A 17,654-nucleotide genomic window follows, 5' to 3' on the forward strand; every position below is an offset into this window, starting at 1 on the left:
GCCTTACAATTCATACGGATCAAAAGGTGACAGTTCACGTTCTTCACCTTTCGCCTGTATTTTCCATCAGTCACATAGATCAGTCTACATTTGCAATGTCATATTTCTCATCGCACTGTGCAAGGAACTGATTTATGTTCTCCTCGTTGTCCATTCCGTTTGTGTAGTTCAGGCACATTTCGGTCAGAAGTGCGGACATATCAAATCCGGATGGATAGTAATGATCTGGGAAGTTTGCAACCTTTCCAGCTGCAATATCTTCTTTCACACCTGCCACTGTCTCATTCTCCTGCTCTACACCTTTTACAGCTGAGAAAGCAAACTGATCATCAATGTACATTTTTGCATTTTCCGGCTCAAGCATAAAGGATACAAATTCTTTTGCCACTTCTTCATTTGCACTGTCTTTGCATACACCAAGAAGTACATCTACACCAGAGGTTACATAGTTCTGGGATTTCTCATTGGAAGCCGGGAGTGCAAACATATCCACATTGATATCTGCATTTGCATTTTTGTACTGGTTGATTGCCCAGTTTCCATTGATGATCATGGCTGCTTCGCCATTTGCAAAAGCTTTATTTCCATCATCATAGGTAAGTCCCATAAAATCATACTGAGCATAGTCAAGAAGCTTCATATATTTTTCTGCAATTTCCTCGTGTGTTCCAACGAATGTGGTCTTGCCGGCTTTACGGTCATCATTGAAGCTCTCCGGAGCAAGGTCAGATGCAATACTGTTCCATGGGCAGTTACTTGTCCAAGCATCTTTGTATGTCATAAGAAGTGGCTGTTCACCTGCATCCTGAAGTTTCTCGAGCACATCAATGAATTCATCCCATGTTTTTGGAATCTCAATTCCATGTTCTTTGAATTTGTCAACGTTATAAATGACACCGGAAGCGTTTGTTGCATAAGGAACGCCATATACCTTCTCTTCTTTGTCCTTGTTTACATCATATACCATCTGAAGGTAGGATTCCTGAATGTTGGAAACGTAATCTTCGCTGCTTAAGTCTACCAGCATTCCGGCACTTTCCACCTCTGTATAGTTGTTGTCACCGCCCATTGCTACGATATCAGGCATATCATTCTTTGCCATTCTGGTCTTTAATACAGTTCCTGCATCAGCCGGAGCTGTGATCTTGATTGTCACGTCCTTATGAGTTTCATTAAACTTATCTACCAGCTTCTGAAGAATGTCCTTGTTTTCGGCCTTGCTGGAAAAAAGCTCCAGTTCCGTTCCCTTTGCGGAAGATTCTCCCTCAGAGGAGCTGCCGCATCCGGTAACTGTACCAACCAGCAGTGCACCTGCCATTAATGTGCAAATAAGTTTCTTGTTCATCTTTCTTTCCTCCATTATTTTACTTAATGAAAGCTGCGCAGCACTTGTTTATTGAAAGCTTTCCTGGACACGTCTGTCCTGCTTTCCTTTCGGTGGCTTCATAATATCGTAACTTTCCAGCAAAATCAACAGGTTTCTCGAGAAACTTAAATTGTAGACAAACTTTTATTTTGTATTTTGTGCATATTGTATATTTTTTTATCATGCAGATTCATGAGTTCTTAGATTGTCCCCCCTGTCTTATAATTTCCCCGGATAGCAGGGATTTCATGCAAATTGTTTTCTTTATGTAACAGGGAATCCAAACGTAATCTTCTGTTACGAAAAAAACAGTCAGGCTCCAGAGCGTGTTTGAAAAAGGCTTTCTGCAAGATGTGCGTCACACTTTGTGGGAGATTTCGCCCGGATGAGGGCGCCGTAGCGGGCTACGGCAACCGAATTCGGGTGAAATCTCCCGCAAAGTGGGGCGTGCAGATTGCGGGAATGATTTTTCAAACAGGCTCTATAGCCTGACTGTCTTCTCTTCAAATTCTTTTGAACGATCTGTTCATATTTTCACAGAATCTCTTTTTACAAGGTACACCGGACTTTTTATATTAAACTCTTTTAACTGCTCCCCGGCAACCATCCGAAGCAGGCGGCTGAACGCCAAATGTGCCTTCTGACCTACATCCTGATGAACTGTTGTAAGTCTTGGACGGACCATTCTGGCATAGATACTGTCGTCGAAGCCGGTAACAGATACCTGTTCCGGAACCTTAATTCCATGATCTGACAAAAAGTTCATGGCCTCAATTGCTGCATAATCTGAGGAAAATGCCACTGCTTTTACCTGCAGAAAACGCGGAAGAAGTTCTTTATATTTCTGGATACGGCGGTTTCTTTCCCCCGGGATCACGATCAGACGAGTGCGGCTGCAGAATTTTCCTTCTTTTTCCATAGCCTGCTTAAAGCCCATCCAACGGCTGTAATCACTGTCAATATCTGTTTCTGCAAGAAACAAAGCTTTGTCAAAACCGCAGGAACAGAGGTAACTTCCAATCTGATAGCCGCCTGAATAATCATCCACTCCCACATTCTGGAAAAAATATTCTCCTGCGGGATAGGCATCTATGAGAACCATTTTCTTATTCAGCTTTCTGGACAATTTCCGATATTTTTCATCATTATATCCCAGAATGATCAGTCCTTCTACATTCCATCTGGAAGCAATATCCACCACGTTCTGGATATTCTCCCCTCCGATCAGCATGACATAGTATCCTTTCATTTCAGCTTCCATCTGAATGGTTCCTACCAGTTCTCCTACAAAGGAGTCCTGCAGGGAGTACATTCCATGAGCCTGGGCAAAACCAAGTACCACGCCTATGATCCTGGAACCATGTCCGGACAGCATAACGGAACCCATATGCGGAACATAATTCTGTTCTTTCAGGATTGCCGTTATTTTATCAATGGTTTTCTGGGAAACTCTTTTCGTATTGCCATTTATTACATTTGATACGGTAGTCCTGCTCACTCCCGCCATATCCGCAATATCCTGAAGCCGGATCATCTGATTTTCCTGCTCATATCATGCCATTCTTCCCCGCCCCAAGCGGAACCGGAAATTCCGTTGTCGGTGTAGTCCATTTTTTTGTACATCTCTACTTTGTTATCCAGACAGGTCAGGTACAGGCATTCGCGTCCTCTTTTTTGCTCTCTTTCCACATATCGTGTCATGATTTCACGGGCAAGCCCCTGGTGGCGATACTCCGGAAGAACATCAAGCCCAAGGAGCATAACGTTCTTTCCTTCCGGGTTGTGAAGAGTACTATCCGTAAAAAATTCATCACGAAAAACTGCTTCGTCTGTTGCCACCCCATTGAGAAAGCCGGCAACTTTACCTGTTTCTTTATCCACTGCAACCATAAATGTCTCTGGTGCATTTGCCACTCGTTCTCTCATACTCTTGGCAGAGCAAGCCTCATTTGGCGGAAAACAGATCTGCTCGATCTGAATCACCTGATCTAACTCCTCTGGAAGAATGTCTCTGAATTCGTATTTGGTTGTCATTTTTTCCTCATCCTTTTATATTTCATGCGCTCTCTCCACTTTAATAGGGAAAAGACCGTAAACTCCTTTTTATTATACCTCTGCGTCTTTTTTCCGTCAATGTAATAACGGCAAACGGCATACCTTGAAATATCCCTTGAAGTGTCCCGGAGGACTTCATCGCCGTACTTATCAATCATCCGTACCAGAAAATCAATGCACCGCTCAAATTCAATATTCTGTTGCATAAGCTCCTCCCGTCATTGTTTTGATCTGAGCTTATTTTACAGAACCTGCCGGAAAACCACATTGAATAGAAATTGATTGTAAATTGACACAATCACTTTAAAAATATCCGCATTTTCTTGAATCGAATATATGTTCGTGTTATGATAGATATACTCAATCTTAACTACGAAAGGGGAATTTCTATTGAATCAATGCGATTTTTCTTCTATTAGCACTTGTTTAAAAAACCATATCAGCGAAAGTAATCAAATGAGTCAGCCTGATTTTTTATACGAATTATTTGAAGATTTTATGGATGATCCGGCAAATCAGGATTTTTCAATGGACAACGGTCTGGTTTGCCGCTGGATGACTGGTCAGACTAAAATCAGTCCTAAAATATCCGCTTACTATTCCAAGCCATCCAACCAGAGAAAATTAGCCCATATGTTTAATGCATGGAATGGAAGTAGATTGTTACAAAAAGCTATTTCAAACAATAGGAAATATCTTAGATCTGATTGAAAAAGATGTGCGATACCCAAAGTGGCTTGCAACGGTTAGAAGATTTGCCGGAGCACCGCCGGGATTCTGTTCGAACAATTTTCTCCCATCCTGACTGTGTCCTGCTTCCGTAAAATCAATCAGCAATTCTCCCAATGCCACGATATCAACTTTTTCTTCCATTTTTCAGTTCTTCCACAATCTCGTTATAACGTTTTTTATTTAACCGGTAGAAAAATAATACAACCGCAGTCACAATCCACAGTGCACCTGGAATCGTCGTAAATGCATGTTTCATAATTGAAAGTACAATTGCATTTTGTGTCTGATTTGCAATATAACCATATTTTCCAAGTAATCCTGCTAAAAGTGCTGTTCCAACTGCCATTCCGACTTTATTTCCAAGTGAAATAAATGCATACTGAAAACCATCATTTCTAAGTCCGGTTTTCCACTCCCCATATTCCACACAGTCTGGAATAATTGCATAGATTGCGGTATTAAATCCAGAGAAAAAAAACTGTGTGAGACCAGATAATGCATAAAAAATAGCCGGTGATTCTTTGGCATTGAAGAAAAACATAGTCAACATGAAAATTCCTGTAAATAAAGCAAAGAGAGATGCTGTTCTTCCTTTGTTATTTAACTTGCGGAATAATGGTTGAAAACAGGCTGCCCCGATGATAGAAGGAATAATGATGCACATCGAATAAGTTGTGTAGTAGGAGGCATTCCCTTCCACATATGTAAAGTAATACAGAATATCTGCGTTTCTACCATACAGTGTAAATCCAAATAATATCTGTCCTGCCAATGCAAGAAGATATGGTCTGTTCTGCATGACTGCTTTCAATTGTATCTTTACAGAAATTTTTTCTTTTTCCGGAGTAAGCACTGCCTCTTTCGTCTTCGCAAAGCAGAAGAAATGACAGGCTGTAAAAATACATCCATATATGACCGCAACCGTCAGATATCCTGTCTTTGCACTATGACTGCCGAATTTGCTGAGCAGTGGAACTGTGATAATATTTATCACACCAATTGCAATCATCGCTGCAACCGAACGGGATGTATTTATTTTTGCACGTTCATCAATATCCTGTGTCATAGCACCACACAAGGTTCCATATGGAATATTCACACAGGTATACCCCAAAACCAGCAGACAATATGTAATTACCATATAAATGATCTTTCCATTCTGCGGCCAGTCGGGTCTTGCCCAGAATGTCATAACAAGAAGAATCGCTGTGATTGGTGCCGCTACTAACAGCCATGGACGGTACCGTCCCCATCTCGATTTTGTTTTATCTGTAAGTCCCCCGACGATTGGATCATTGATTGCATCCCAGAATCTTGAAAAAAGCATAAGTGCTGACACAGCCGCCATACTGATTCCGAACACGTCTGTATAAAATATCATCAGAAAATTACTGACGAACATCCAGCTGAAATTACATCCAACATCACCAAACCCATATGCAATCTTACTGATCAGCGGTACTTTTCCATTTTTGTTTTCGCTTCCCATATGTCTCTCCTATTTTTATCAGAGTTTCTGACAGAACTCTATTCTTTCCTCATTTGGGCCCTTAATCATAAAATACTTCACACCATTTTCCCAAAATGGTAGTTCTTCGATTCCGTCTGTAATAATTGTGTATTTTTCATTGCAGATTTTCTGATACATACTTTCAATGTCTTCCACATCAAGTGCAACATGTTGGTATGCACCGTCTGACATTGCCGCCTGCCCATTTTCAAAAGTCTCTATACAGTAATTTTTTATCTGTAAAAATGCCACTTTTCCCCCTGCTTTTTCATTATAAGACTGCATAATCACTTCAAATCCAAGACTCTTATAAAACTCAACTGTTTTCTGTAAATCGTTTGTCGGAAGCCCGACATGGGCAACTCCGACAATTCCATATTTATTTTCCATACGAACTCCTTACTTTTCACTGACGTTGATAATTACTTTCATCGTTGTTTCGCGGTTATCATCAATATACTGGTATGCTTTCAGATAATCTTTAAAAGCAAATGTCTTTGAGATGAGCGGTTTCAAATGAACTTTGCCCTCATTTACCAATCTGATTCCATCTATATAATCATCATGGCGGTACATCATCGTGCTCTTAATGTCAAGTTCGTGGTCATTTGCCACTGCAAGATCTACTTCTGCCATTCCTGCAAAAACAGCCACCAGTACAATCGTGCTTCCTTTTCTTGCATATTTAATTGCCTGTCCCATTGTGATATTGTTTCCGGCACAGTCGTAGATCACATCCGCCTTGTCCGGTCCAAATGCTTCGAGCATTGCCGCACTGAAGTCTTTATTTTTGGTATTCACACACACATCAATTCCACATTCTTTTGCCTTTGCCAGTCTAAGATCACTGATATCTGTGATCATCACTTTCGCTGCCCCCATTCCTTTTGCTGCCTGTGCCACGAGATTTCCAATCGGTCCTGCTCCAAGAACTGCAATATTCATGCCAGCCACATCACCTATCTGTTTTACACCATGAACTGCCACAGCAAGAGGTTCAATCATAGCGCCTTCTTCATAGGACATATCTTCTGGAATAGGTGTTACTTTAGATGCATCCACTGCAAAATACTCAGATGCTGTTCCTGTCGTCTGAAATCCCATTACTTTTAATTCCTCACAGAGATTATACTTTCCATGACGACATGGATAGCAATGTCCACAATATACCTGAGGCTCTATCGTCACCTTCTGTCCCACATGAAACTCTGTGACATTTTTTCCAAATTCTGTAATCTCACCGGAAACCTCATGTCCTTGTGTTACCGGATATTTTGTAAACGGATGTTTTCCATGATAAACATGAATATCTGATCCACAAACACCAATATTCATAATCTTTACCAAAACCTGATTTTCCTTTACCTCCGGAACCGGAACCTCTCTGAAAATAATTTCTCCTGGATTTGTCATTACCTGTTGTAACATAATTGTTTCCTCCTTTTTCATGTTGTTTTATTCTATGTTTTATAAAATGTTTTATTAAAGTAATTACATTATTACAATGTAAACACAATTTGTCAATATGTTTTTTCATATTTTTATACATTTCATAATTTTAAAATACATTTTTTGTATATTTTTCACAATTAAATCGAGTAGGAGGCGGTGACTAACCGCCGTCCTCTCACACCACCGTGCGTACCGTTCGGTACACGGCGGTTTCAATAGTTGACGTGCACAGACTGATAGGCTGTGGCTAAATCATAGAAGCCACTGTTTATCAGTCTTTCTTTTGTCATGGCTTTCTTAACTGTCGTCAGATTGGCACAATACCAGTGTCCCCTTCGACAGTTTGCCGCCATGTTCGCATAATATTCATGGATTCCCATTTTTATCAGATTTCTCTTCTTTGTTCTGGGCAATTTCCATTGTTTCCATATACACATACGTATTCTGTGATAGAGCCATCCGTTGACGTCATCTATGTTGTTCTTCATACTTGCAATTCCGTAATAGTTAAGCCATCCCCTCGCATATACCTTAATCTTCTCAAGGCTTGGCTTGATTGACTGACATCGCTTACGGGAAGATAACTCCTTCAGTCTAGACTTAAACTTCTTCCATGACTTCGTATGAACTCGGACATAAATGCCTTTTCCGTTCCTTCCCAATGCAAAGCCAAGGAATTTAAAATTTCGGATTGCAAACACGCTGACAGTACGGCTCTTTTCTCGGTTGACTGTAAGTTTCAGCCTCTCCTCAAGATATTTTGTACTGCTTTCCAAGAGTCTCTCTGATGCTCGCTTGCTCTCTGCAAGAAGCACGATGTCATCTGCATATCTTATGCATGGAACACCTCTTTTCAAGAATTCTTGGTCGAACTCATTGAGGTAGACATTTGCCAGCAACGGTGATAGATTTCCACCTTGTGGCGAGCCTTCCTCTGTGTCAATGACTACTCCGTTTTCCATTACACCGCTCTTCAGATAGCGCTTTATCAGCTGTACTACACGTTCATCTTTTACATTCTTTCGGAGAAGATTGATGAGAATTTCGTGATTAAGAGTATCGAAGTACTTTGACAAGTCAAGGACTACAGCAAATGTATAGCCTTGTTCGGCATACTCCTTAACCTTAAGTATTGCGTCTTTTGCACTTCTGTTCGAACGATAGCCATAGCTACCCTCTGCAAACAGCGGTTCATAGATTGGCACTAACTGTTGGGTTATTGCCTGTTGAAGTGTACGGTCTACCACTGTTGGTATGCCAAGCTTTCGCACACCACCATCTGGTTTGGGAATCTCAACTCGTCTTACTGAAGACGGAGTATACTTTCCACGATAAATGCGGTCGGTTATCTCTTGTTGATGTTCCTTTAGATATGGAAGAGCCTCCTCAATGGTCATGCCATCAATTCCTGGCGCTCCCTTGTTTGCCTTGACTCTCTTATACGCTCTGTTAAAGTTGTCTTTATACAGTATCGCTTCCAAAAGTCTCGGCTGTGCACTGTCTCTTTCTTTCCATATCCGATTGAATGACCTAGACGCTTTTGCATACCCTTCGTGTTCCGCACTATCTCTCTGCGAACAGTCATTGTTTTCAATGTTTTCTGCCATAGACGGTCATTCCTCCTTTCTCGGTCATACTTAAGATTCCTACTGATTCGGTCCTTCACCTCTCGGCTACTATGACCTCTGCTGACTTCTGTGCGTTCAGCATTGCTTTATGCAATGGTTACCTCTTTCAAGGCGTACCGCACAGACCTCCCTGGGTACCACACGTTTCTTCCTCTCCATCCATCTGCCTCATTTATCACGCAGGATTCCGTGTAGTTATTGGGCTTTGACTTGGGTGGCAGTCTTACCCTCATGCATAACCTTATATGAGATTTCTGTTCGTCAGACCAGAGATTTGCCCGGGGTTAGTCTGTTCCCACATCCGGCTTCCTTCAGATTCCACCTCACGATGGACACCCTTGCCTTCGGCTATATCCTTCCCACTACCGGGCGGATTCGGGACTTTAACCCGTTAGAAACGTGCGCCGCCAGGCGCACCACGCAAAAAAACGGAAAGGAAACCGTAGTTACTGTTTTCTTTCCGTTTTTTACTATAATTTCTTTTTTTAATTTTACACAACTTCTCGTTTTTCACACATATAAAGCGGACATCCGCATTCGCTTTGCAACCTGTCAGTGGGAGCTGTACCGTACGGAATTTTCAGTTCAGAAAATTCCTACCTGTGAACAGTTACTACAATTCTACCATATGTTTTGTGAAAAAGTATTTCGCGGCTCCAACAGCTGACGCTTCTTTCTTATACGAACAATTTTTCAAGTATGAAACATCGTGCTCAAAGCCATTATATGCCATCACTTTTTCTCCCAGTGGTATCATATAATCTGACAATACACCTCCCACATCACCTCCTAGTATGATATCCATATCATATGCCATCCGCAGATTTGATATCAAAACAGCAAGATGATCCAGATACTCATTCCATTTCTGCAAAATTTTTTCATTACCACTTTCAATTTTTTCCATAAATGCATCCAGTGACTGCCTGTTATCTTTTGTCAGTACACTTGCAGCACAATATGCATCTGCACATCCTGATTTACCACAATAACACTTTCTTCCACCGGGAACGAGTATCATGTGACCAAACTCCCCTGCTTTCTGGTTCTGCCCTCGAAACAGCTTTCCATCTATGCAGAATGCACCTCCTAATGTGTGGTTCAAAGACAGATATATCGCATTTGGATACTTTTGCTTTTTTTCTGCAAGCATTGCAGCATTAGCATCGTTTTCAAAATATGCTGGAATTTCCAGAGCCTGCTCTAAAAAGCGCAGACTATAATTCTCTATACCTAAAGCATGGGATTTTAAAACAATCCGTTCTTTCTGATCAATAATTCCTGGAATCGCCACTCCAATCCCAAGTAGCGTGTCCTTCGCTACTTCGCCTTCCAGAAAAGTTTTGACCTTTTGTGCCACCTCTGTACAATAAGATAATTCAGCCGTAAATTTTAAACGGATGCGATCTTTTTTTATAATCTCATCTCCAAGATTTACTAATACCATTTCTATATGATTCGCTGTAATCAAAATTCCCATTGCATGACAGTATGACTTATTAATCCCTATACTTTTTGCCTTCCTTCCACCGGTTGAAGCATATTCCCCAGTTTCTTCCAACACCCTTTTTTCTAACAAGTCATTCACATTTGCTAACACAGTCGGCATACTCAAGTTTAACTCTTTTGCGATTTCTGCCTTGGATGTAACATGATTGTTTAGAACATAATTAATTATTTTTTTTCTTGTTATATTTTTTTTATCTTTATTTTCCGTTTTCTTACCCTCTTTTATTAAATATATTATAAAAGAATTATATGCTTTTTTATTCTTCTTGTAAAGTAATGTTCTATAATAAAAATTTGCTGCATTCAGAAATAGTTACTGTTCCCTCCGATTTTCGTATGCTTATCTCACAGCAAAGCAGTACCACACCGGTACAGCCTGCTGAATCAATCAATACGAAAACGGAGGTATTTTTTATGCGAGAACTCAGAAACACAAAAATCATCGCTGTAGATCATGGCTATGGCAATATGAAAACAGCAAACACCGTCACGCCAACCGGAATCAAAGCCTATGAAACAGAACCACTCTTCTGCATCATTCCATATTTCCCATGAAGAATGTTGTAAATTAGTACTATCCACAACGATAACAGGTAATTTAATTATTCGTATTTTTTCCCAATAATGTAAATCGAAACTACCATACCACCTAATATCATAATTAAGAAAATTTTATTCAAAATATCCCATAAAGCTATATTGAAACAATTGATTATTATAATACCTGCAAGAGGATATAGAACAACCGTTGCAAGTGTCCATATTTTTAAAGTTGTGCAGATGTATATCCAATTTTCATTGTTAAAAGATAAACCAACTAGATGTATTCTAAAAATTCCTTGTGAAACATAATTTATCTTATTGGCATCATAATATGTTGGTAATATGTCTTTTGCAAAGAAACAAAACCATGCACCAAATAAAAGCATTCCCCCTGTAACCAGCAATATATCCCCTTTCATCTCAGCTAACGAACTTTCAGATACAACTAACATAATAATTTCTGTAATAGATATAAAAAAACATAACAAATATGCTAATATCCAGTTTTTTCTATGCTGGTGAATAGAATCCCTAACAGCCATATCGAGAGAGCCTACCACCAATTCCTCGATTTCTTTTTTTTCAATATTTTTCTGTGTATCTATTTTTTCTCCACGTAACAATTCTGTAACGGTAACATCTAATATATCAGCTATTGGTATGAGTAATACGACATTGGGCATACTAAGACCACGTTCCCATTTGCTAACTGTTTTATCTGATACATATAATTTTTCAGCCAAATCCTTTTGAGTTAAATTCTTTTCCTTTCTTAATTCGGTTACAAATAAACCGAATTTTTCATTACTAATCTGATACATATATCCACCTCCTGCACACATATTATAATGAGAGTGTGCATAAATCAATCGACCAGCAGTAGAATTGCAGAATATTAGCACATAATTCATCAAATAATCTCCCCATTATGATTATTTCTATAAAGTTATATTCGAATATTTTTTAAGCCATACTATGGAATAATTAAATCGTCAACTTATAACTATGACGGAAAAAACCAGCCTTCCGAAACTTAGAAAAGATCACTTTCTATAGAATTGTAATTTGCTTCTTTGGCCCCTTATAAACACAAAAGCTGAACAAACAGGATTTTTCGTCCTACTTGTTCAGCTCTTTGTTTACCTGTAAATCAGTTCTTTTAACACAATCTCTTCTGCTGCATTCCGGATATTATTTACAGCTCCAACCCACACCATCTGATCACGAGCTTTCAATTCTTCCGTAACGCCTTGCTTCTCCATCATCTGACGCACCAGAATATCCATCCTCTCCTGTGCTTCATCGTCCACAGCATTCAGATGTTCTGTTAATCTGTCTTCCAACATATACAGAGAATACATTGCCGGACGATGCTCCTTCAGATACGTTTTCCGAATCATTCCATATTTCCCATAATGCGGTTCTTCATCTGTACTGACAAGATTCGGATAGTAAATTCCGTCTGCTCCCAGTGTGTAGGTTCCACCTATTTTTTCAAATGTGCTTTTCATGTGTTATTCCTCCTTGAAATCAGCGATATTCTTAGATCATCGCAAAATATTTCAGGACAGCCTTGATAGCATACAAAATGGAAGTTATCTATTTCTCCTCTTCGTTAAGACCTAGTTCATTACATATTACTTGCTATCCCTGATACCTTATTCTTTCTACCAGCGTTTCCTTTTTCAGATTACTGCTTAAAACGAGGGAAAGCACAATCTGCAAAAGACTGACCAGCAAAATCATAGCAAGAATTGGTGTAATTGGAACATGATAGACATTCATTCCAAATATTCCATTATGCTTTGCATAGGCAAAGAGCGCATAGCCAAGTGGCAGACCAACGATAAGTGCTACACATATGGTGCCAACCGTAAAAATCAGTCCCTGTAACTGCAGGCATAAATTTAATTGTTTATTTGTCATACCCACAGCCTGTAATACACCATATTCCTGCTTCTTCGTGGTGATATTGATGATCATGGTGTTTGCCAGATTCATAAACCCAATGAGACCGACAATTGCCATGAACAGATAGCAGCCAAGCTTCATCATACGGCTTGCGTATTCTGCAGTTTGCAATTCTGCGTGATAGGTGTTCAGCTTGATATGAGAAGTATCGGAGAGCAGGTCATTCAGGCTTTGCTCTACAGATGCCACATCTTTTTTAGCACAATCCACCCACAGGTATCCATAAGATGTCCCTTTCGGATCTACAGAGCGGTATACTTCTTCCGGAATGACCAGATAAGTGTCCGCGCTTACAAAGGAGCCTGCGATTTTTCCATGATAGGTATAGGTTCCGCTTCCGTTATCAAAGTTGAATGTAATCGGTGCACCCGCAGAATACCCGTCAGCTTCCATCCACATGGACCAGCCAAAGAAAACATCCCCGTTTTTGACAGCCTGTGCATAGTCCATGGAACCGATATCGCCATCCCCGCGCATCATTTCAAAATCCTCTTGATTTACGATTGCAACCGGAAATTTTGTTCCGTTCAGATCTGCAGAGACGATTTCTCTCGTCAGTACATCCGTTACACCGGGGATGGATTTGATTTCTTTAATCAATGAATCATTCAGTGGGTTGTTCTGTAGGATTGTGTCCAGATTATTCTCCGAATAGGCTTCATCATAATTCTGGGAATAATCCAGCTGCAACTCAAATTGTCCATGGTTGATTGCAATCCGCGCCTCGTACTCCGGGTCAATATTTCCAACATAATTAGAGATAATTACAAACAATACACAGGAAAGCCCCATGGTAAGAATCGTAGCAATGGTTCTTTTCGGATTGCCTGTCACATTTGCCATTGCCATGGAGAAAACGGTGACATCTTTTCTGCCTTTTCGTCTGCCCTGTTTTTGCGTTTTGGAGCCGTCAAGATACCGTGTCGCTTCGATTGGTGAAATCCGGGAAACAATTTTCATGGGTTTGCGCAGAGCCAAAACGACCGTAAGAAACGATACAAAAATGCAGATGAGCATAATTGTTAGTGAAAACAGAGGCACCTGATGGTTCTTGATTCCGGACGATACCAGATTTCCCTGCTCCACCAGCCAGTTGAAACTGACTTTTGCAATCAGGAAACCAAACAGCAGCCCCAGCGGTATCGAAAGAACCGCCAGAAGAATGCCCTCACGAAAGATCAACTGCTTCATCTGCTTTCTGGTTGCACCCAGCGCCTTGATTTTTCCGTACTCCTGAACCTTCTGGGCGATCCCGACCTGGAAGATATTATAAATGACCACAACGGAAAACAGCACGATTCCGAGGATCAGGGTTCCACAAACCACAATCATTTCATAGCTCGGCTGCAATACCCACTGCAGGTAGAGGTCATTGATGATCACGTTTTTCTGGTCAATGCCGCAGAAATCCGCGATTTCTTTTATAACAGGCGCAACATTATTCATAGATACATTTGCAGAATCGCTCAAGGTAAAATAGATATTATATTGCCTGTCACCCTCCGCAACACGCTCATTATAAAAATCCTGCGAACCGAATACAACATAGGAAGCCTCGATGGTATATTCATCCCGGTCATATAAAATCCCGCTGACAGTAAATTCCACCGGTGCGTATTCCGACTGCATGCCGGAACGGTACTCCAATGTTACGATGTCTCCGACCTTTACATCATGGTATCCCACTGCATCAAAGAAAGCGCGTCCTGCGGCAATTTCCTGCGCCTTTTCCGGATAGGTACCTTCCTTCAACACATATTCCTGATTATAGGGAAGCATTTTCCTGACCGTTTCATCCGCACTGACAAAGCCGCCATTTTCATTTCCTTTCAGGATGCCCTCCGTACACATGATGCCGATATCAGATATCTCAGCTCTGCGTTCCACTTCTTTTAATTGCGTACCATCTGCGGCGATAAACAGGCCATAATTGCTTCCATATGAGCTTGCCGCCTGACTTTTCTGCAAACGGATCATTCCATTTCCCACAGTACTGATAATCACAAGCAGCATCGTAGTCAGACATATGGACATCATAATCAGTATACTTCTTGTCTTGTTCTTTTTGGCATTGCTATATGCAATCCTGCTTATTGTCTTCATCTGAAATCCACCACCTGTCCGTCCTCAATCACCAGAATACGGTCAGCGACCTGTGCAATTTCGTCATCATGGGTAATCATTACAATTGTCTGTCCATATTTTTTTGCTGTCATCTTAAGCAGAGCGATTACCTCATCACTGGTCTTAGAATCAAGATTTCCTGTCGGCTCATCTGCAAATATAATTTCCGGACGATTCACCAGTGCTCTTGCAATTGCTACTCTCTGCTGCTGTCCTCCGGATAACTGATTTGGCAGATTATAAATCCGGTTTTCAATCCCCAGAGTTGCAATAATATCATTTACATACGCTTCATCCACTTTTCTTCCATCCAGCCCCAGTGGCAGTACAATATTTTCCCAGACATTAACAGATGAAACCAGATTAAATGCCTGAAAAACAAATCCGATTTTTCTTCTGCGGAAAACAGCAAGGGCATCTTCCTTCATCCTGTATAAATCTTTCCCTGCTAAAGTAACACTGCCTTTTGTCGGGGTGTCTAGCCCTCCAAGCATATGAAGTAATGTACTTTTACCGGAACCTGACTTTCCAACAATTGCGACAAATTCTCCCTGCTCAATCTGAATGTCCACCTGATTGACCGCTTTGACCTGATTCTCACCTGCGCCATAAAACTTACAAAGCTGCTTGGTTTCTAATATCACACTCATGTGTTGCCTCCTTTTCATCCTACATCCAGATTGTATCAGGACAATCTTTCATTTCACTTTCAAAAAACGAGCAGAAGTCTTACAGAATTGTAAGATTTCTGCTCACTTAAAATTTAACCAACATATGGTAATTGAATCACAAACGTGCTTCCTTTTTTCTTTTTGCCGGAGGTTACCGTGATCGTACCTGCGTGTTTTTCGATAATTTCTCTCGATAGAAAAAGTCCGATTCCTGTACCACTCTTTTCCATGACCTCCCTGGAACTTCCTCTGTAAAATCGTTGAAAAATTTTGTGATACTCATTCTGCGGAATACCAATTCCCTGATCCTCAATTTCCATTCTTACAAGATCGTTTCTTTTTTGTAACCGGATAAATATTTTTGAACCACACGGACTGTACTTGACCGCATTATCCAGAACGTTGATCACAGCTTCACCAAGCCACCTTTTATCCTGCATAATCGTGCATGTTTCCAGCTCTTTTTCATAGTCAAAAACGAATTCAATTTCTTTCTCATCCGCTTTGGGATAAGTGCGGTTCACAGCAGATATGACAGTATCCATAAGCGGAAGCTTTTTCTTATTAATCTGAATCAGTCCAGTTTCCATCTTGGATATTTCAAGAAGCGACTGCAATAATGTCTCCAGTCCATCCAGAGCACTCCGACAACGGATACGAAACTCCTCCTGTTCTGTGGCACTTAAGTCATTCTGCATCAGCACACTAAAACATGTATCCAAAGCTGCAACCGGTGTCTTTAACTGGTGAGAAATATCAGAAACCATTTCTTTCGTGTTCTCCTTTTCTGCCCTTGCTTCTTCCTTTATCAACTGAATATGATGTCCGATTGCTTCAAGCTGGTCATTCAATTTTTCCAGTTCTGCATGATTTTCCATTTTCAGTAAATCATCAAATTTATTTTCACGGAATCTGATCAGAATTTCTTCCAACTGGTCTAAAATTTTCTGATGACACGCATCTTCTTTTTTCTTCCAATAAAGTAAAAAAGTTAAAAGAAGCACGCATATCACAGTGCTTACAGCACCGGTCACCATAACCTGATGTCGGAATTGCGAATAAAATGCATTCCCTTTATTCCCCCAGTATCCATATTGCTCCAATAATCGCCTTCCCTGTTCGTTAGTTTCAATATCCTTATCCTTAAGCAATTCCGAAACAGCATCCAGCCCGGAAAATTCTTCCTTTGCAGCAATCTCTGTCATAAGATTCATTTTATATTTATAATCTTCATAAAACACATACGTGGTAAAGCAATTTAATATTGCAAACAATAATATGACAGGTAATACCAAGGAGAGCACTACTGTAATCTTCTTGCAATATCTCTTTGTCACTGCCTTACCTCCTGATTCCATATATACCCAAGACCTCTGATATTCTTTATATAGACCGGTGCAGCCGGATTGTCTTCGATTTTCTCACGGAGTCTTCTGATATTGACAGCAATTGTATTTTCATCCACAAAATCCCCTTCCAGATCAAACACATTTTCCAATATTTGTGTTTTTGAAAGAATCTGTTTCGGATTCTGAAGAAAAAAAGTCAGCATTTTCAACTCCGTTTTTGTCAGACTGATTTCACGACTCTTTATCAGGACTTTCATTTCTCCTGCGATAAATACGATATCTCCCGAAATCATCTTTCCAGCTTCCGTTTTCTCCTGTCTGCGACGGAAATATGCTTCTATTTTCAAAAGAAGTACCGAAAGACTAAACGGCTTTGTAATATAATCATCTGCCCCTGCTTCATATCCCATGACCTGATCCATCTCCTGATCCAGTGCTGTAAGACAAATAATGTATGTATTATAATTGCATCTCATCCACCTTACAAATTCCAGTCCATTCCCATCCGGAAGATTCACATCACAAATGGTAACATCCACATTATTATCACTTGCAATTCTTTTCGCTTTTTTCACTGATTCTGCTGAAAAAACCTCATATCCGGATTTTTTCAGTGAGAATGTAATTCCACGATTTAAATTTTCATCATCTTCAACCACGAGTATACCTCAACATCATAAACTTAAGATTAGATATTACACATTTATATTATCCTGCTAAAAACTCATTTCAAAAGGGCAGATT

At 40.3% G+C, this 17,654-nt stretch carries 18 protein-coding genes and 1 pseudogene; 2 read left to right on the forward strand and 17 right to left on the reverse strand.

The genetic code is table 11. The annotated features are described in order from the left end of the window. Window positions 1-79: 79 nt before the first annotated feature. From AB5706_RS20720 to AB5706_RS20745, 5 genes are all read right to left on the reverse strand, one after another. A complete protein-coding gene (locus AB5706_RS20720) occupies window positions 80-1,345 on the reverse strand; it encodes an ABC transporter substrate-binding protein (protein WP_368366304.1) in 1,266 nt (421 codons plus the stop codon). 333 nt (window positions 1,346-1,678) lie between these two features. Next, entirely contained in the window at window positions 1,679-1,873 is a 195-nt protein-coding gene (locus AB5706_RS23255) for a DUF6783 domain-containing protein (RefSeq protein WP_442973339.1), read from the reverse strand. 19 nt (window positions 1,874-1,892) lie between these two features. Next, on the reverse strand, window positions 1,893-2,900 hold the full coding sequence (locus AB5706_RS20735) for a LacI family DNA-binding transcriptional regulator (RefSeq protein ID WP_173771802.1): 1,008 nt from the start codon (window positions 2,898-2,900) through the stop codon (window positions 1,893-1,895). Further along, window positions 2,897-3,400, reverse strand: coding sequence for a GNAT family N-acetyltransferase (locus AB5706_RS20740; RefSeq protein WP_173769321.1), 504 nt, complete (start codon window positions 3,398-3,400; stop codon window positions 2,897-2,899). Before AB5706_RS20740 ends, AB5706_RS20735 begins: the two co-directional genes overlap by 4 nt. Then, entirely contained in the window at window positions 3,397-3,627 is a 231-nt protein-coding gene (locus AB5706_RS20745; RefSeq protein WP_118581275.1) for a hypothetical protein, read from the reverse strand. The genes AB5706_RS20740 and AB5706_RS20745 overlap by 4 nt, the downstream gene beginning before the upstream one ends. Before the next feature lie 184 nt (window positions 3,628-3,811). Between AB5706_RS20745 and AB5706_RS20750 the strand changes: the two genes are divergently transcribed. Further along, window positions 3,812-4,132 carry a hypothetical protein gene (locus AB5706_RS20750; protein ID WP_173735065.1) on the forward strand — a complete coding sequence of 107 codons (321 nt, stop codon included), beginning with the start codon at window positions 3,812-3,814 and terminating at the stop codon, window positions 4,130-4,132. On the opposite strand, the pseudogene AB5706_RS20755 reads toward AB5706_RS20750, so the two are convergent. From AB5706_RS20755 to AB5706_RS20780, 6 genes and pseudogenes are all read right to left on the reverse strand, one after another. Then, window positions 4,133-4,294: pseudogene (locus tag AB5706_RS20755) on the reverse strand (carbohydrate kinase); the annotation flags it as partial. Next, window positions 4,278-5,642 carry an MFS transporter gene (locus tag AB5706_RS20760; RefSeq protein ID WP_173735082.1) on the reverse strand — a complete coding sequence of 455 codons (1,365 nt, stop codon included), beginning with the start codon at window positions 5,640-5,642 and terminating at the stop codon, window positions 4,278-4,280. The gene AB5706_RS20760 and the pseudogene AB5706_RS20755, both read right to left, overlap by 17 nt. An 18-nt stretch (window positions 5,643-5,660) precedes the next feature. Beyond that, on the reverse strand, window positions 5,661-6,053 hold the full coding sequence (locus tag AB5706_RS20765) for a VOC family protein (RefSeq protein WP_173735083.1): 393 nt from the start codon (window positions 6,051-6,053) through the stop codon (window positions 5,661-5,663). 9 nt (window positions 6,054-6,062) lie between these two features. Continuing rightward, complete coding sequence (locus tag AB5706_RS20770) at window positions 6,063-7,091, reverse strand: zinc-dependent alcohol dehydrogenase (protein WP_118581284.1); 1,029 nt, start codon at window positions 7,089-7,091, stop codon at window positions 6,063-6,065. Between the two features lie 236 nt (window positions 7,092-7,327). Then, window positions 7,328-8,722 (reverse strand): group II intron reverse transcriptase/maturase, encoded by a 1,395-nt coding sequence (gene ltrA / locus AB5706_RS20775; RefSeq protein WP_173735084.1) that lies wholly within the window; start codon window positions 8,720-8,722, stop codon window positions 7,328-7,330. A gap of 634 nt (window positions 8,723-9,356) precedes the next feature. After that, a complete protein-coding gene (locus AB5706_RS20780) occupies window positions 9,357-10,490 on the reverse strand; it encodes an ROK family transcriptional regulator (protein WP_334286017.1) in 1,134 nt (377 codons plus the stop codon). A gap of 176 nt (window positions 10,491-10,666) precedes the next feature. Between AB5706_RS20780 and AB5706_RS23260 the strand changes: the two genes are divergently transcribed. Beyond that, window positions 10,667-10,807: a hypothetical protein gene (locus tag AB5706_RS23260; RefSeq protein ID WP_302199063.1), complete on the forward strand. Its 141-nt coding sequence runs from the start codon at window positions 10,667-10,669 to the stop codon at window positions 10,805-10,807. A 47-nt stretch (window positions 10,808-10,854) separates the two neighbouring features. Here AB5706_RS23260 and AB5706_RS20790 read toward each other — a convergent pair whose 3' ends face one another. From AB5706_RS20790 to AB5706_RS20815, 6 genes are all read right to left on the reverse strand, one after another. Further along, on the reverse strand, window positions 10,855-11,616 hold the full coding sequence (locus AB5706_RS20790) for a helix-turn-helix domain-containing protein (RefSeq protein ID WP_173735085.1): 762 nt from the start codon (window positions 11,614-11,616) through the stop codon (window positions 10,855-10,857). 318 nt (window positions 11,617-11,934) lie between these two features. Then, entirely contained in the window at window positions 11,935-12,306 is a 372-nt protein-coding gene (locus AB5706_RS20795) for a TnpV protein (RefSeq protein WP_173735086.1), read from the reverse strand. 133 nt (window positions 12,307-12,439) lie between these two features. Continuing rightward, the gene (locus tag AB5706_RS20800) at window positions 12,440-14,869 is read right to left on the reverse strand and encodes an ABC transporter permease (protein ID WP_173771804.1); all 2,430 of its coding nucleotides are present in this window, start codon (window positions 14,867-14,869) and stop codon (window positions 12,440-12,442) included. Beyond that, window positions 14,866-15,540, reverse strand: coding sequence for an ABC transporter ATP-binding protein (locus tag AB5706_RS20805; protein WP_006426335.1), 675 nt, complete (start codon window positions 15,538-15,540; stop codon window positions 14,866-14,868). The genes AB5706_RS20800 and AB5706_RS20805 overlap by 4 nt, the downstream gene beginning before the upstream one ends. 113 nt (window positions 15,541-15,653) lie before the next feature. Further along, window positions 15,654-16,919: a sensor histidine kinase gene (locus AB5706_RS20810; protein ID WP_173735088.1), complete on the reverse strand. Its 1,266-nt coding sequence runs from the start codon at window positions 16,917-16,919 to the stop codon at window positions 15,654-15,656. Next, window positions 16,895-17,575 (reverse strand): response regulator transcription factor, encoded by a 681-nt coding sequence (locus tag AB5706_RS20815; RefSeq protein ID WP_368366305.1) that lies wholly within the window; start codon window positions 17,573-17,575, stop codon window positions 16,895-16,897. Before AB5706_RS20815 ends, AB5706_RS20810 begins: the two co-directional genes overlap by 25 nt. Window positions 17,576-17,654 lie beyond the last annotated feature (79 nt).

Origin of the sequence: Ruminococcus sp. RTP21484sp1_RTP21277st1_D2_RTP21277_210401, from assembly GCF_040924225.1 — a bacterium.
Taxonomy (GTDB): Bacteria; Bacillota; Clostridia; order Lachnospirales; family Lachnospiraceae; genus Blautia_A; species Blautia_A faecis.

Excerpts from the sequence above, each read along its gene's own strand:
- AB5706_RS20720 (WP_368366304.1), bottom strand. The coding sequence starts at position 1,345 with ATGAACAAGAAACTTATTTGCACATTAATGGCAGGTGCACTGCTGGTT.
- AB5706_RS20735 (WP_173771802.1), bottom strand. The coding sequence starts at position 2,900 with ATGATCCGGCTTCAGGATATTGCGGATATGGCGGGAGTGAGCAGGACT.
- AB5706_RS20740 (WP_173769321.1), bottom strand. The coding sequence starts at position 3,400 with ATGACAACCAAATACGAATTCAGAGACATTCTTCCAGAGGAGTTAGAT.
- AB5706_RS20745 (WP_118581275.1), bottom strand. The coding sequence starts at position 3,627 with ATGCAACAGAATATTGAATTTGAGCGGTGCATTGATTTTCTGGTACGG.
- AB5706_RS20760 (WP_173735082.1), bottom strand. The coding sequence starts at position 5,642 with ATGGGAAGCGAAAACAAAAATGGAAAAGTACCGCTGATCAGTAAGATT.
- AB5706_RS20765 (WP_173735083.1), bottom strand. The coding sequence starts at position 6,053 with ATGGAAAATAAATATGGAATTGTCGGAGTTGCCCATGTCGGGCTTCCG.
- AB5706_RS20770 (WP_118581284.1), bottom strand. The coding sequence starts at position 7,091 with ATGTTACAACAGGTAATGACAAATCCAGGAGAAATTATTTTCAGAGAG.
- ltrA (WP_173735084.1), bottom strand. The coding sequence starts at position 8,722 with ATGGCAGAAAACATTGAAAACAATGACTGTTCGCAGAGAGATAGTGCG.
- AB5706_RS23260 (WP_302199063.1), top strand. The coding sequence starts at position 10,667 with ATGCGAGAACTCAGAAACACAAAAATCATCGCTGTAGATCATGGCTAT.
- AB5706_RS20790 (WP_173735085.1), bottom strand. The coding sequence starts at position 11,616 with ATGTATCAGATTAGTAATGAAAAATTCGGTTTATTTGTAACCGAATTA.
- AB5706_RS20795 (WP_173735086.1), bottom strand. The coding sequence starts at position 12,306 with ATGAAAAGCACATTTGAAAAAATAGGTGGAACCTACACACTGGGAGCA.
- AB5706_RS20800 (WP_173771804.1), bottom strand. The coding sequence starts at position 14,869 with ATGAAGACAATAAGCAGGATTGCATATAGCAATGCCAAAAAGAACAAG.
- AB5706_RS20805 (WP_006426335.1), bottom strand. The coding sequence starts at position 15,540 with ATGAGTGTGATATTAGAAACCAAGCAGCTTTGTAAGTTTTATGGCGCA.
- AB5706_RS20810 (WP_173735088.1), bottom strand. The coding sequence starts at position 16,919 with ATGGAATCAGGAGGTAAGGCAGTGACAAAGAGATATTGCAAGAAGATT.